General features: G+C 43.7%; 14 protein-coding genes. 9 read left to right on the top strand and 5 right to left on the bottom strand.

The window, feature by feature from the left end; genetic code table 11:
- The first annotated feature begins 80 nt into the window (after window positions 1–80).
- The gene (locus tag ACM0OZ_RS39155) at window positions 81–386 is read left to right on the top strand and encodes a PadR family transcriptional regulator (protein ID WP_414588250.1); all 306 of its coding nucleotides are present in this window, start codon (window positions 81–83) and stop codon (window positions 384–386) included.
- Here the strand turns inward: ACM0OZ_RS39155 and ACM0OZ_RS39160 are convergent.
- Window positions 380–802 (bottom strand): beta-lactamase hydrolase domain-containing protein, encoded by a 423-nt coding sequence (locus ACM0OZ_RS39160; protein WP_414588251.1) that lies wholly within the window; start codon window positions 800–802, stop codon window positions 380–382. The genes ACM0OZ_RS39155 and ACM0OZ_RS39160 overlap by 7 nt on opposite strands.
- 155 nt (window positions 803–957) lie before the next feature.
- Between ACM0OZ_RS39160 and ACM0OZ_RS39165 the strand changes: the two genes are divergently transcribed.
- Entirely contained in the window at window positions 958–2253 is a 1296-nt protein-coding gene (locus ACM0OZ_RS39165) for an APC family permease (protein ID WP_414588252.1), read from the top strand.
- A gap of 97 nt (window positions 2254–2350) precedes the next feature.
- Here ACM0OZ_RS39165 and ACM0OZ_RS39170 read toward each other — a convergent pair whose 3' ends face one another.
- The 4 genes from ACM0OZ_RS39170 to ACM0OZ_RS39185 form a co-directional block, all read right to left on the bottom strand.
- Window positions 2351–3196 carry a nitrate ABC transporter ATP-binding protein gene (locus ACM0OZ_RS39170; RefSeq protein WP_414588253.1) on the bottom strand — a complete coding sequence of 282 codons (846 nt, stop codon included), beginning with the start codon at window positions 3194–3196 and terminating at the stop codon, window positions 2351–2353.
- Window positions 3197–3490: 294 nt separating this feature from the next.
- Window positions 3491–5494, bottom strand: coding sequence for a nitrate ABC transporter ATP-binding protein (locus ACM0OZ_RS39175; protein ID WP_414588254.1), 2004 nt, complete (start codon window positions 5492–5494; stop codon window positions 3491–3493).
- An 87-nt stretch (window positions 5495–5581) separates the two neighbouring features.
- The gene (gene ntrB, locus ACM0OZ_RS39180) at window positions 5582–6421 is read right to left on the bottom strand and encodes a nitrate ABC transporter permease (protein WP_414588255.1); all 840 of its coding nucleotides are present in this window, start codon (window positions 6419–6421) and stop codon (window positions 5582–5584) included.
- 42 nt (window positions 6422–6463) lie between these two features.
- On the bottom strand, window positions 6464–7825 hold the full coding sequence (locus tag ACM0OZ_RS39185) for a CmpA/NrtA family ABC transporter substrate-binding protein (protein ID WP_414588279.1): 1362 nt from the start codon (window positions 7823–7825) through the stop codon (window positions 6464–6466).
- 726 nt (window positions 7826–8551) lie between these two features.
- Between ACM0OZ_RS39185 and ACM0OZ_RS39190 the strand changes: the two genes are divergently transcribed.
- From ACM0OZ_RS39190 to ACM0OZ_RS39220, 7 genes are all read left to right on the top strand, one after another.
- The gene (locus ACM0OZ_RS39190; protein ID WP_414588256.1) at window positions 8552–9415 is read left to right on the top strand and encodes a DUF6671 family protein; all 864 of its coding nucleotides are present in this window, start codon (window positions 8552–8554) and stop codon (window positions 9413–9415) included.
- Between the two features lie 393 nt (window positions 9416–9808).
- Window positions 9809–10928, top strand: a protein-coding gene (gene prfB, locus ACM0OZ_RS39195; protein ID WP_414588257.1) for a peptide chain release factor 2 whose coding sequence is annotated in 2 segments (ribosomal slippage) — window positions 9809–9880 and window positions 9882–10928 — 1119 coding nt in all. Because the reading frame shifts where the segments join, the coding sequence is not laid out codon by codon here.
- Between the two features lie 155 nt (window positions 10929–11083).
- Complete coding sequence (locus ACM0OZ_RS39200; protein WP_071838507.1) at window positions 11084–11239, top strand: DUF3285 domain-containing protein; 156 nt, start codon at window positions 11084–11086, stop codon at window positions 11237–11239.
- Window positions 11240–11276: 37 nt separating this feature from the next.
- Complete coding sequence (ybeY, locus tag ACM0OZ_RS39205) at window positions 11277–11801, top strand: rRNA maturation RNase YbeY (protein ID WP_414588258.1); 525 nt, start codon at window positions 11277–11279, stop codon at window positions 11799–11801.
- A 142-nt stretch (window positions 11802–11943) separates the two neighbouring features.
- The gene (locus ACM0OZ_RS39210; RefSeq protein WP_414588281.1) at window positions 11944–12423 is read left to right on the top strand and encodes a diacylglycerol kinase; all 480 of its coding nucleotides are present in this window, start codon (window positions 11944–11946) and stop codon (window positions 12421–12423) included.
- A gap of 191 nt (window positions 12424–12614) precedes the next feature.
- The gene (locus tag ACM0OZ_RS39215; protein WP_414588259.1) at window positions 12615–13223 is read left to right on the top strand and encodes an anthranilate synthase component II; all 609 of its coding nucleotides are present in this window, start codon (window positions 12615–12617) and stop codon (window positions 13221–13223) included.
- Window positions 13220–13990 (top strand): MBL fold metallo-hydrolase, encoded by a 771-nt coding sequence (locus ACM0OZ_RS39220; protein WP_414588260.1) that lies wholly within the window; start codon window positions 13220–13222, stop codon window positions 13988–13990. Before ACM0OZ_RS39215 ends, ACM0OZ_RS39220 begins: the two co-directional genes overlap by 4 nt.
- Window positions 13991–14129: the final 139 nt, after the last annotated feature.

The raw sequence follows: 14129 nt of genomic DNA on the forward strand, positions 1-14129 counted from the left end.
CCTAGCATAAGAATCCCCATCCATAATCGCAAGATTTGGATGGGGTGCGTTCAAGGGACGAGAATTCAAAATTCAGTTTAATGGACCACAAAGAACTCTACTCAGGTCTAATTCGACTTCACATTCTTCATCATGCAGTTCACCAACCGATATTCGGTCTGGGCATCATTGAGGAGTTAGCTCGTCATGGCTATAAGCTTAGCCCAGGAACTCTCTATCCCATGCTTCATGACTTGGAACGCAAGGGATACCTACACTCAACTGAGGAGCGTTCAGGAAAGCACTCGCGCCGAATTTACCGAGCAACGCCTTTGGGAAAAGAGGCTCTAGAAGATGCTAAACAGAAGGTCAGAGAGTTGTTTGGAGAATTATTCTCAGATCATTGAGTTTCCAAAAACTGCTTGAGGTGCGGCTGATTGATGTTAATTCCTAGTTCCTCTGCTTTTTTCAAAATCTGCTCGCGGCTTAATCCTTCGTTGGTGGCAAGAGCAATCAAAGCCAGTGCATCAGCTCTTGCCCCCGCACCACAATGTAACAGAATTGGCGTTGGTAAGCCCGAAATCTCCTTCAGAACCTTAGCTGTCAATTTATCATCAGCCTTCTTGGGATTCAGTGGGACGTTGACATAATTGAGTCCCGCCGCTTCAGCCTGTTGTTGCTCATCAGAAAGGAAGTCCGCTTCATCAGGAGAACGTAAATTAACGACAGATTTAAATCCCTCCTGAACTGCTTGTTGCAAATCTCCAGATGTTGGTTGCCCAGCTGTATAGAGTTCATCGCTGACCTTTTTAGCGTTCTCCATAAATACTCCGGTAACTTGCTAGGAATAATGGTTTAGTTTGAACATATTATACAGAACTTATGCGATTTTATATATAGAAAGTCGATATCGATGTACGATAATATTAGCCCGTCCAAACAAGTGGTAAGAAACTCAAGCTCACGAGGAGGTTTCTTGTGTCAGGTAAAACGATAACACCCCAACTGCAACGAGAGTTGGGGGTTGTGGGTGCAACCATGATGGGGCTAGGGTCAATTATTGGCACTGGCGTGTTTGTGAGCATAGGTATTGCGGCTGGAATTGCTGGACCTGCGGTGATTGTTGCAGTAGCACTTGCCGCTTTTGTCGCTACCTGCAACGGTCTGAACAGCGCCCAACTGGCTGCTAATCATGCCGTGAGTGGTGGAACATATGAATATGGGTACAAATATTTAAATCCTTGGTTTGGTTTTACTGCTGGCTGGATGTTTCTTTTAGCTAAAACAGCTTCTGCTGCCACTGCTGCCTTAGGTTTTGCCAGTTACTTATTGACCACAACCAATTTAATGGGGCGTGGCTTGCTCGTTCCCACGGCTCTTTTAGCTGTCATCGTTTTTACGGCAATTGTCCTAAGTGGAATTCGGCGCTCTAACCTCGTCAATATTATCATCGTATCGGTGACATTGCTGTCTTTGGGTTTATTTGTCATTGTCTGTTTGCCGCGTGCTGTCACCGTCGGTGCTGAAAATCTAACACCCTTCTTCTCAGGAAATGCCGCATCAGTACTCCATGCTACAGCCCTAATGTTTGTGGCTTACACGGGTTATGGTCGGATCGCCACAATGGGCGAGGAAGCAAAAGAACCGCGAAAAACCATTCCTAGAGCGATGATTGTCTGTCTGCTGCTGACAATGCTGCTTTACATTACAGTGGCAGCAGTTGGCATTGGGGCAGTGGGAGCAGGTGTGTTGGGCAACGTGACTCAACAAGCGCAAGCTGCACCTCTTGAAGTAGCGATTCGTAATGTTGCTGGTCCTGCTGCTGGTTTGGTTGTAGCGATCGGGGCGATGACTGCAATGCTAGGCGTGCTACTGAACTTGATTTTGGGATTGTCCCGTGTTGTACTGGCAATGGGAAGACGCCGGGATTTACCACGGTTGTTTGCCAGATTGAATCAGTCAGGAAGCACACCCGTTTTGGCAGTGCTGGTTGTAGGAGTTGCGATCGCAGGCTTGGTTCTGATTGGAGACGTGAAAACCACATGGTCGTTCAGTGCCTTTAACGTTTTAATTTATTACGCAATTACGAACTTTGCAGCACTGCAATTGTCACCCGAGGAACGACTTTATCCTAAATGGATAGGTTGGGCGGGCTTGGCTTCCTGTGCGTTTCTAGCCTTTTGGGTAGAACAGCAAATTTGGCTGGTGGGTTTAGCGTTGATTGTTGCTGGACTTATCTGGCGCATTACAGTACAACTCCTGACACGAGACTAGAGGCTCAAGAGTCATTGTGAAGCGAAACATCTCTCTTGAGAGATATTTCGCTTCAATCTGTTTCGCTTAACATTAGAAGTGCTAAATTTGAAGACCTCTATTCGTCGTGAGCAAAGCGGTGGAAGAGGAAATCAAGGGCGTGGTTCCGCAGTTTGTAGTATTCTGGGTCTTCCATAATCCGAGCGCGATCGCGGGGACGAGAGAAAGGAATGTTTAAGATTTCACCGATTTTAGCAGCAGGTCCATTAGTCATCATTATCAAACGGTCTGCTAGGAATAGTGCTTCATCAATGTCGTGAGTAATCATCAACACTGTGCATCGCCGTTCGTTCCAAATTTTCAATAATTCTTCCTGTAATTCTTCTTTGGTAATCGCATCTAACGCTCCAAAAGGTTCATCTAAGATCAAAACTTGTGGACGAATCGCCAAAGCTCTTGCAATAGCAACCCGTTGTTTCATCCCCCCAGATATTTGTGTCGGCTTTTTGTCGGCTGCCTCTGTTAGTCCCACCAGTGCTAGATGTTCGCGTGCAATGGCTGACTTCTCTGCCTTTGTTTTATTTGGGAAGACGGCATTAAGAGCCAAGTAAATGTTTTCAAAAGTAGTCAGCCAAGGCAACAAAGCGTAGTTCTGGAAAACCATCATCCGGTCTGGACCTGGTTGGGTGATGGGTTTGGAGCCGAGCAATACATTTCCATGGGTTGGCTTGGTAAATCCTGCAACCATGTTCAGCAGTGTTGATTTGCCACAACCCGAGTGACCTATGACGCAGATAAACTCGCCTTCATTCACTGTGAGGTTAACGCCTTGTAGTACTGTAAAAGGACCTTTTGGCGTAGGATAGATCTTAGAAACTTCTTCAATTAGCAAGAAAGGATTGGAACGGCTACGTGTTGTAGACTCTCTTGATGGTTCGCTGTAAGTCAAAGTCCGGTTGTGCATATTTATTTTGGATTTTTGATTTTGGCTTAAGAAGTGGTAATGCTTGAAACAGTGGGTCTGTTAATTATTCGTTGATCGATACTTTTCAGATTTTGGATGATGGGGTTACTTGTTGGAATTTCTGCATTAGGTAAGTAGATAGGTGGAAATAAACAGAACTTCGTTAAGAAATGTAAAAACGCCGCTAACCCTTACTAATGACTAATGACCAATGACTAATGACTGCCGAAACTCGTTAACTTTATTTGTACCGACCTACTTACACCAGTATTCCCAATCCAAAATCTAAAATTCTTAGGCAGCGACTGGAGAACGTGAGTTAATCACAACTTCTGCCACTGAAACATTGCGTTTAATATCCAAACTATTGAGATAGGCGATGGGGTCATCAGCATTAAACTCAGAGCCATCGAACAACTGGATCGGACCGCGATGATACTTAATATCAAGCAGACCTAGTTCTCGTGCTGCCGTACTGAACACATTGACTCGACAAACCCGTTCGAGGATTTCTAACCAGTTCCGGGGGAAGGGGATATCGCCCCAACGTGCCATTTGGGTCATCATCCACAAATGTTCCGTGCGGCTGGGACGATTAACGCCATCTCCGAAAAACAGATGATGGGCATACTGTCGCATTGGTTGTTCTAGGCTACAAGCATAGGAGTTTGGATCGCCAAGTTGGATGTATTCCTCATTGGTACTGACATACTCCCGCCGAGATAAAATTTCACGCACTTCTTGAGAGTTTTTCTCATCAGCGCAGAATTGACAAGCTTCCAATAAGGCTTTGACGAGGGCTATATGGGTGTTGGGATATGCTGCTGCCCAATCTTCACGGACTCCTAAAACTTTGCCTGGATGTCCTTCCAAAATTTCTAAATCTGTAGCAATGGTAAAGCCAATACCTTCTGTCGCTGCCCGCAAGTTCCAAGGTTCGCCCACACAGTAACCGTCAATACTTCCTGCTTGCAAGTCAGCGACCATTTGAGCCGGAGGAATAGTTTTGAGGGAAACATCGCGGTCAGGGTCAATACCACCGGCTGCTAACCAGTAACGCAGTAGTATGTTGTGCATCGAGGAAGGATGAACCATTCCCAGAGTATGGCGTTGATTTGCAGACTGATGCAGCAGTTGTTTGAAGTCTGCTAGAGTATATACCCCTTGGTCATAAAAACGTTTATCTAGGGTAATGGCATTACCATTGCGGGTGAGAGTCAGGGAGCTCACAACTGGCACAGGGCGACCGTCATGTCCTCCCACAGTCAACCAAACTGGCATTCCACCAGGCATTTGAGCAGCATCTAAATATCCGCCAGTAATGCCATCGGTAATTCCGCGCCAGCTAGATTCACGCACTAAGCTCACTTCATCTAGACCATACTTGGTAAAGAAGCCTTTCTCTTTAGCTACAGCTAGAGGAGCGCAAGCAGTGAGAGGGAGGAAACCAATTTCGAGGTTAACTTTTTCTAAACCGTGACGGGCGATAACGGCTGTTTTCCTTGCCCTAAGTTTCTTAATTCGTTTTTGTTGATTCAGGAAGTAAATCATCTCACTCCGCAAACTGTAGTAGCTGGGATGTTCTACCACTTCCATGCGCTTGCGAGGACGAGGAATATCCACTTCCAAAATGTCTCCAATCTTGGATTCTGGCCCATTTGTCAGCATGACAATCCGGTCGGACAACAGCACTGCTTCATCGACATCGTGCGTCACCATGACCGCAGTGACTTCGTTTTCCTGACAAATTTGCATTAACTGTTCTTGCAGGTTGCCTCGCGTCAGTGCATCTAACGCTCCAAACGGTTCATCCAGCAAAAGTAATTTCGGACGAATTGCTAAGGCACGAGCGATCGCCACTCGCTGTTTTTGTCCACCTGATAACATTCCTGGCTGCTTATCAGCATGAGGACGCAACCCCACCATATCGATATGCCGTTCTACAATTGCCTTGCGTTCACCCGCAGGCAGTTCATTCATAACTGAGTCTACGGCAAGGGCAATATTTTCTCGTACTGTCCGCCAAGGCAACAGAGAATAATTTTGGAACACCACCATCCTGTCTGGACCAGGTTTAGTGATTTTTTTTCCTTCTAGAGTCACGACACCCTCAGTTGGCAAATCCAGACCGGCAATCATATTTAATAAGGTAGATTTACCACAACCTGAGTGACCAATGAGAGAAACAAATTCTCCTTTTTTAATTTGGAGGTCTATTCCTTTAAGGGCAATATATTTACCACCATCGGTTAAGGAAAAAACTTTATCAATTTGGTCAACGGCAACAAAAACGCTCATTTGTCCTTTGTCCTTTGTTATTTGTTATTTGTTATTTGTTATTTGCCCTTTGCCATTTACTAATGACTAATGACAAAGGACTAATGACTATTTCTGTTCTTCTGGCAAAATTCTGGACTGTACCCAAAGCATCGCTTTGTCAAGTAGCAAGCCAACGACACCGATGTAGACAAGAGCCAAAATAATTTCACTGACTTTGTTATTCTGATAGGCATCCCAGATAAAGAAGCCAATTCCCACAATGCCGGACATGATAATTTCTGCGGCAATAATTGCTAACCAAGCCAATCCAATCGCAATCCTTAACCCTGTAAAAATGTAGGGTAGAGCAGAGGGTATGAGGATATTGAAGAAATAATCCCGACGAGAAAGTTGCAGAACTTTGGCTACGTTGTTGTAATCTTGGGGAATTTGCTTTACGCCCACTGCTGTATTTATCAAAATGGGCCAAATTGCCGTGATAAAAATGACGAACAAGGCAGATGGTTCGTTTTGTCGCAAAGCAGCAAGAGCAATTGGCACCCAAGCCAGAGGCGGTACAGTACGGAATAATTGGATCATCGGATCTAAAGCCTTGTACATGACTTTATTCGTACCAATCACAATGCCCAAGGTAATTCCGAGAATTGCCGCCAATGAGTAACCAATCGCTACCCGTTGTAAGCTTGCAAGAATCTGCCAAAATAAACCTTTGTCTATCCCGCCTCGGTCATAAAAGGGATACAAAATCAGTATCCAGGTTTCTTGCACCACTTGGATAGGTCCTGGTAGTGTTGCTCCAGGAGTCCAAGAAAACAACTGCCAAACAACTAGAAAGATGGCGAGCGCTGCCAGCGGAGGCAACAGATCGGGATATTGCTTTTGCAGACGAGATAACCAAACATTCTGAGAGGTATTTCCAGAAGAGCGTCTTTGCAGCGTTACCATTGTTAGTGTTCTCCTCAAATATTTATTGCGCCTAAACTTTTACTAAACTTTGACTTTTTTAATCTTGAGGCTCTGCAAGTAAGCTTTTGGATTTTCTGGGTCAAACTTGATGCCATCAAAAAATTCTTCAACACCACGAGATGTACTGGTGGGAATATCAGCAGCAGCAACGCCTATTTCTTTAGCGGCTTCTCTCCACAAATCCTCGCGGTTAACTTTATCTATAAGCGCTTTGGCATTTGTTAAGGTATCTTCAGGTAAGAAGCCCCAGCGCACGCTTTCTGTTAAAAACCAAAGGTCATGGCTCTTGTAGGGATACGAGACGCTACCTTTTTCATCTTTCCAGTACAGAGATGCCATTTTTCTATCGTTAATGGTGCGACCATCTCCCATCTCGTACTTACCCATAAATGGGTCATTGAGAACTGCCTCAGGCACGTTGAAGTAATTCCGCCTTGCAAGGATTTGAGCGAGTTCTTTTCTGTTGTCAAAATTGTCGCACCATTGCTGCGCTTCCATAAGACCTTTCAATATTGCTTTGGTTGCTTTTGGATTTTTGTCAACCCAATCTGCCCTCATTGCCAAGTATTCTTCTGGATGGTTTTTCCAGATTTCTGCGGTTAGTGCCGCCATGAAGCCAATCTTATCTTTAACAATCCGGTAGGGCCAGGGGTCACCCGTACTAAAAGCATCCATCGACCCCGTCTTCATATTTGCAACTGTCTGAGCTGCTGGGACTGTCAGCAGTTGAATATCACTGTCTGGATTAACACCCGATGCAGCTAACCAGTAGCGAATCCAAAAATCCTGATTGACTCCTGGGAACGTTTGGGCAGCTTTGAATGTAGCGTTTGCTGATTTTAGTTGAGCAAAAAACGTTTCCTTGCCAGCAATTTGTACACCGATACCCTTGCCTTGGTGGTTACTTGCGATCGCAATTCCATTGCCTTGGGTATTCAGCTGAGCCAAGACATACATAGGAATTTTTCGGTTGCCTTTGGTGATGCGCCCTTCAGAAATCAGATAAGGCATAGGCATCTGCCATTGACCGCCATCAATTCCACCTCCAGCAGCCCCAATTTCTATGTTGTCTCTTGCTGAACCCCAGTTGGCTTGCTTGGATATATCAACATTGGTCATGCCGTACTTTGCAAAGAAGCCTTTTTCTTTGGCAATAATCAAGGGAGCAGCTTCAACAATGGGGATATATCCTAGCTTGACCGTGGTTGTTTCCGGTCTATCTGCTGGATTGATATTGATAGCAGCAACTTGTTGTGCTTGAATTGTGTTCGCGGTATCTGGGGGGTTTCCTAAACACCCCTTAAGGAATACAGATCCTACAGCAGAAGCTCCAGCTGTTAACAGAAATTTGCGTCGAGAAAATTGATTAGAAAATTCAGCCATAAACTCTTTTGTTGCTAATTGCAATTGTTTTTAGTTATGTCAATGAGGGCAACAGAACAATTGTGTTCCTTGCTATCAAAAGGGGTTATGTATATGTAATGTGAAAACTATGACACCCTCAATTACATCAGTTAGAAGCTTGTGGGTGACTCAACTCATCTGTTGTAGATAAATTTATCACCTTTTCAAAAGAAATTGTTAAATTTTCAACGCGATTGTTAAAAAAATATTATATAGCTACTATAAGCAAATACTTATTCATTCGCTTACCATCATTTAATAAAACTTATTCATCAAGACAAGTTGATAATAACTATTGAATATGATTGATGATACTCTTCATAGTGCCCATAAGTAAATCGGCGTTAAAAATTTTTCTCTATGTAACGAAATGTAAATTTAACGAATACCGTAAAAATAAGTCATTTTACAGTTTTTACAAAACTAAACATACATTGGTTTTATCGTCGCGACTTACTTACAGTTCAGATAAGCATTAGCCTAGAAACCTCGTAACTTGTGCAAAACTGGGTTTCTTTGCCTTCAGCTATCCTTCATGAAAGTGTATTGCTTCATATCCAATTCTTTTCATAGATAAGTTGTTCATAGAACTGCATTTATAGCAACTATTAGATTTTGCGTATGAACATAGGTGACTTGTAGAGGGCTGCCAAAGCTGCTATCAAGTGCTGTATGTTGAACTCAAATACGGAAATGCAGAGAGATATGAAACAACATCCGCTATTTGTTAATCGAGTAGCAGTACTAGCAACTATGCATCACAAAGAGAAAGTCATTGCTCCAATTATTGAACAAGAGCTAGGAATAAAAGTCATAGTACCGCAAGATTTTGATACAGACCGTTTTGGTACATTTACAAGAGAAGTTAAAAGGACAGGAAACCAAATCGAAGCAGCAAGGCTAAAAGCAGAAAAAGCCCTGGAAGTCACGGGTGAGACTTTGGCATTAGCTAGTGAAGGTACATTTGGTCCTCACCCTATTAGCCCGTTTATACCTTGTAATCGGGAAGTCGTCCTTTTATTAGATAAAACGAATGAACTAGAAATTGTCGGTCAAGAGTTGTCTATAGAAACAAACTTTAGTCAGAAAATTGTGGGAAGTCTTCAAGAAGCACAAGATTTTGCAGATACAATTGGCTTTCCTGAACACGCCCTAGTCGTCATGCTGAGTTCTTCACCAAAAAGTCAAGATGAAATTATCAAAGGTATTAAGACAACAGAACAACTCGTGGAAGCAGTTGAATTTGCTTTAAAGAGTTCCGAAGATGGCAAAGTTTATATAGAAACAGATATGCGTGCTCTATATAACCCGACTCGGATGAAAAATATCGCAAAAGCTACCCACGACTTAGTCAGAAAACTAAATAATTGCTGTCCCAACTGTTCCTGTCCAGGTTTTGAATTAGTTCAAAGGAAAAAGGGCTTACTGTGTGCCTATTGTAACTTACCAACAGAGCTAACTCTGACAGCAATCTATAAATGTCAAAAATGCGGATTTTCTGAAGAAGTCTTTTTCCCAGATGGATTGCAAAACGCAGATCCATCTCAATGTATGTATTGCAATCCCTAATACAAATTATTAAAGATTTTACAAAAACCAATCTCCCACGCTTTTGCACAGGTTAATCCGGGTATGGTCGCTTGACTCTGTTACTAGGAACTATGAGGGAATTGTAAATTCTCAGTTCTGTACCAATTCTCTATAACATTGCGCTTAATAATTACCCCCCGCGAGTTTGGGGGGCTACAGGGGTGTCGAATAAAGCTCAACTTTATAGAGATAGAGAAATGGTATGGGTAGTGCGTTCTTTTAAGAAACCCCTGTAAAGAATCAATAAAAATAATGTAAAAAGTATTACAAATAAAAAACCGTACAAGTATGTATTTGGTAAAGTATAGGTAAAATTAAAAAGACAAGAAGCGATCGCATATCATCGAAAGCCCTCATTATCAATTAAGTGTTATGGAAGTTTTAGAACTCAAACGCGAAGTCGAAACGTTGTCTCATCGCCTGGGTAAAACCCAGGACTATCTTTGACATCCCTGCACTTAGCGCCAAAATTCAAGACCTGGAACAAATAGCAGCCCAACCAGAGTTGTGGGATGACCAAACGAAAGCACAGGAAATACTGCAAGAACTCAACGACCTGAAAGCACACCTGCAACAGTATCACCAGTGGAAAGCTTCTTTGGAAGACACTAAGGCAGTATTAGAACTGTTGGAGTTAGAAACAGATGAAGGGCTACTGCAAGAAGCCGAGTCTACTGTCGCTAAGCTCAACCAGGAACTTGACCAATGGGAGTTACTCCAGTTGCTTTCTGGTCCCTATGATGAAAAAGGCGCTGTACTCACAATCAACGCAGGTGCTGGTGGGACTGATGCTCAAGACTGGGCGGAAATGTTGCTGCGGATGTACACCCGTTGGGGAGAAAACCACGGCTATAAAGTTCAGTTAAATGAGCTTTCCGAAGGAGATGAAGCGGGAATTAAATCTGTCACTATAGAAATTACTGGGCGCTATGCCTACGGCTACCTGCGTTCAGAAACAGGTACACATCGCCTAGTGCGGATTTCACCTTTCAATGCCAACGGGAAGCGGCAAACCAGCTTTGCTGGCGTGGAAGTGATGCCCCAGATAGATAACACCATCCAATTGGAAATTCCTGAGAAGGATTTGGAAGTGACCACAACTCGGTCTGGTGGTAAGGGCGGACAGAACGTCAACAAAGTAGAAACCGCAGTGCGAGTTGTTCACCTTCCCACTGGAATTGCCGTGCGTTGTACAGAAGAACGCAGCCAATTACAAAACAAAGAAAAGGCTCTCGCCCGCTTGAAGGCAAAACTGCTAGTGATTGCTCAAGAGCAACACGCTAAAGAAATCGCGGAAATTCGTGGTGATATGGTAGAAGCTTCTTGGGGAAACCAAATCCGCAACTACGTTTTTCATCCTTACCAAATGGTGAAGGATTTGCGAACTGCTGCGGAAACAACTGCGATCGCGGATGTGATGAACGGCGAAATTGATATGTTCATCCAAGCTTATCTCCGCCAAGAAAACCAGCTGGTAGAGGCTTCTGCGTAACCTTGAATGAGGGAGATGAGGGAGATGAGGGAGATGAGGGAGCAACATCCTCCTCATCGTTCTTATCCCCCTCATCCTTCCCTAAAGCCGGCAGAATGGCAACTTGATGTTATAAGAACTGTTACATTATTAGAAGACTTTGTTACAAAAATATTATGAGCGATTCTCCTTCTACCGAACCTCGACCTAGCTACGTGAAACTCGCAATGCGAAACATGGTGCAAAAGGGCGGTACCTCCGTGAAGCATTTTGTACTGACGACTGTAGGGCTTTTAGCAGTGCTTGTAGGTCTTGCTTACCTGACTCGCTAACGACATCATACGTAAGCTTAGGAGACTTTGTAGACAAGTGCAAGTTGAACTGTATGTACAGGATTGTTATCATGAGTTATCCCAACCGGAAGCTGTAGGCTCTCCTAACACGGATACTCAAATTGCAACTGAAACTTGGAAAAACTGGTTTGAGTGCTGGTTAGAAATATTACAAGCGAGTATACCGCCAGCGCCAAAATATGAAGTTGGACTACGTTTAACAGATGATGCTGAAATGCAAACGCTTAACGCCGAGTATCGTCACCAGAATAAACCCACAGACGTTTTATCGTTTGCGGCATTAGAGGTATTGCCTCAGCTACCAGAAATGGACGCCGATGAACCGTTGTATCTCGGTGATATTGTTATTTCAATCGAAACAGCACAGCAGCAAGCTCAACAGCAGGAACACCCTTTGCCAACAGAGCTAGCTTGGTTGGCGGCTCATGGGTTATTGCATCTTTTAGGTTGGGATCATCCAGATGAAGAAAGTTTGAGCCAAATGCTAAAACAGCAAGTAATATTACTGAAGACAATAGGTATTGACATTGACTATGAATAGTGATTGCTGACTACCTTTTAAGTGTTATTCTGTATTTAATATCTAACCTTCTGGTAAAAAAACCTGGTAAGTTCATTTATTTATTTATTAACATCCGCTAAAATCTCCTCCTCACGCACTTTGGTGTTTGATTTTTATGCCTATGTCTCAACAAGTTTCGTCCCCAGCAAAAGTTTCATCTCCACCAGCGCCAAACTCCTTAGAAACAGTTGTTGCTAAGCAACGTCCGCTGTCGTGGCAAATAGCCTCTAATTTATTTGTGAGTTTTAAGTATGCCTGGTGTGGAATTAGCTACGCTTTTCTAACTCAACGCAATTTTCGTATTCACGTTGTTGTCGGCGCTTTAGCTATTGGCTTGAGCGTTTTTTTACATCTTAAGCCTGTGGAAATATCGGTTATTGGAATAACGAGCGGTTTAGTTTTGGCGTTGGAGTTACTGAATACAGCGATCGAGTCAATTGTCGATCTCACAGTTAAGCAGACCTACCATGAATTAGCAAAAATTGCCAAAGACTGTGCTGCTGGTGCTGTGCTTGTCTCGGCAATGGTCGCGGTGCTAGTCGCTGCTACACTCTTACTTCCTCCCCTGTTCGCTTTAGTTTTGTCGGCTGTGCATTCTTGAGTGCTGAATGCTGGAGATGCTATTTGGGCAGCTTCAGACAGGGTGTACTTAACTTTATAACGATTTTTTAAATTTAGTGGATACGAGTGATCGTGTCTGTATCAAGGTGAGTTAAACAACGATTAAAATCTTCTGGTGACAGTCAATCACAATTATCTGATCTGATTAGTAAAAACCAGGAGAAATCAACTTTGCTTATAATAATCGATAATTACGACAGCTTTACCTATAACTTAGTCCAGTATCTGGGAGAACTGGCGGCTGAGTTCCCAGTAGCAACTGATATTAAGGTTTTTCGTAACGACAAAATCACCATAGATGAAATTCGTGCGCTACAGCCAGATGGAGTCGTGATTTCTCCAGGACCTGGTCGCCCAGAAGATGCGGGAATTTCCCTAGATGTGATTTCTCGCCTTGGACCAAGCGTGCCAATTTTAGGCGTTTGCTTGGGGCATCAAAGTATCGGTCAAGTGTTTGGCGGTAAAATCATTTCTGCACCAGAGTTGATGCACGGCAAAACTTCACCGATATATCACAAAGGCGTAGGAGTCTTCAGTAACTTAGAAAATCCGATGACCGCAACCAGGTATCATAGTTTAGTGATTGAGGGCGATACTTGTCCAGATGTGCTGGAAATAACTGCATCGCTTGAGGATGGCACAATTATGGGAGTGCGACACCGGAACTATCCTCACATTCAGGGCGTCCAATTTCACCCAGAGAGTGTCCTGACGGCTTCAGGGAAGCAGCTATTGCGAAACTTTTTGGAACAATTGCAGTCTCGAGAGATGAATCCATGAAACGACGACAGTTATTGGGTTATGCAGGGGCGGGATTAGTAACAACGTTGGTTACTAGCTTGGGTTCCGACCCTCAAGCGAATGCCCAATCTGGCGGTTCATTATCAATTCAGTGGTTGGGTCATACTAGCTTTCTGTTTACTGGTGGCGGGGTCAAAATTCTCACAAATCCCTTTCGGACAGTTGGCTGTACCGCTGGTTATCGTGCGCCAAAAGTTGCGGCTGATTTAGTGCTGATTAGCAGCCAACTGCTGGATGAAGGTGCTGTAGAAGACCTTGCAGGAAATCCCAAGCTTATTTACGAACCTGGAGCTTACGAGTTTAATGGCATTAAGTTCCAGGGAATTGCCATAAACCATGACCGCAAAGGTGGTAAGCAGTTTGGTATAAATACCGCTTGGCTTTGGAAGCAAGGGGGAGTTAGCATCCTTCATTTAGGAGGAGCAGCCGCACCCATTTCGATTGAGCAAAAAATTCTGATGGGGCGTCCTGATGTGGCGTTAGTCCCTGTGGGAGGCGGTCCAAAAGCTTATAATCCTCAGGAAGCTAAACAGGCAATTCAAACCCTCAATCCCAAGATGATTATTCCTACCCATTACCGTACACAAGCTGCTGACACTGCTAATTGCGATATTTCGCCATTGGATGACTTCCTGACGGTAATGAATGGAATGACAGTACGGCGTAGCACGAGTGACACAATCACTGTTAGCTCTGGTAAATTACCAGATAATGGTGCAATTCAAGTTTTGAGTTACAGATTTTAACAATGATTTGATGGTTGTCGGGCTGGCGAGACGCCAGCCTTTTGAATGTAAAGACGCTTCCGTGATAAAGAAATTTTGTCGGCTGGGTTGAAGAACAGCCAGGTGTTAGGCTTTAGATGGCAATTCATCTCGGCAAAAC

The organism is Scytonema sp. PCC 10023 (genome assembly GCF_963920835.1).
In the GTDB taxonomy this organism is placed as follows: domain Bacteria; phylum Cyanobacteriota; class Cyanobacteriia; order Cyanobacteriales; family Nostocaceae; genus Kalymmatonema.

Excerpts from the sequence above, each read along its gene's own strand:
- ACM0OZ_RS39200 (WP_071838507.1), top strand. The coding sequence starts at position 11,084 with ATGAGCGATTCTCCTTCTACCGAACCTCGACCTAGCTACGTGAAACTC.
- ACM0OZ_RS39175 (WP_414588254.1), bottom strand. The coding sequence starts at position 5,494 with ATGAGCGTTTTTGTTGCCGTTGACCAAATTGATAAAGTTTTTTCCTTA.
- ACM0OZ_RS39155 (WP_414588250.1), top strand. The coding sequence starts at position 81 with ATGGACCACAAAGAACTCTACTCAGGTCTAATTCGACTTCACATTCTT.
- ACM0OZ_RS39160 (WP_414588251.1), bottom strand. The coding sequence starts at position 802 with ATGGAGAACGCTAAAAAGGTCAGCGATGAACTCTATACAGCTGGGCAA.
- ACM0OZ_RS39185 (WP_414588279.1), bottom strand. The coding sequence starts at position 7,825 with ATGGCTGAATTTTCTAATCAATTTTCTCGACGCAAATTTCTGTTAACA.
- ACM0OZ_RS39190 (WP_414588256.1), top strand. The coding sequence starts at position 8,552 with ATGAAACAACATCCGCTATTTGTTAATCGAGTAGCAGTACTAGCAACT.
- ntrB (WP_414588255.1), bottom strand. The coding sequence starts at position 6,421 with ATGGTAACGCTGCAAAGACGCTCTTCTGGAAATACCTCTCAGAATGTT.
- ACM0OZ_RS39210 (WP_414588281.1), top strand. The coding sequence starts at position 11,944 with ATGTCTCAACAAGTTTCGTCCCCAGCAAAAGTTTCATCTCCACCAGCG.
- ACM0OZ_RS39220 (WP_414588260.1), top strand. The coding sequence starts at position 13,220 with ATGAAACGACGACAGTTATTGGGTTATGCAGGGGCGGGATTAGTAACA.
- ACM0OZ_RS39170 (WP_414588253.1), bottom strand. The coding sequence starts at position 3,196 with ATGCACAACCGGACTTTGACTTACAGCGAACCATCAAGAGAGTCTACA.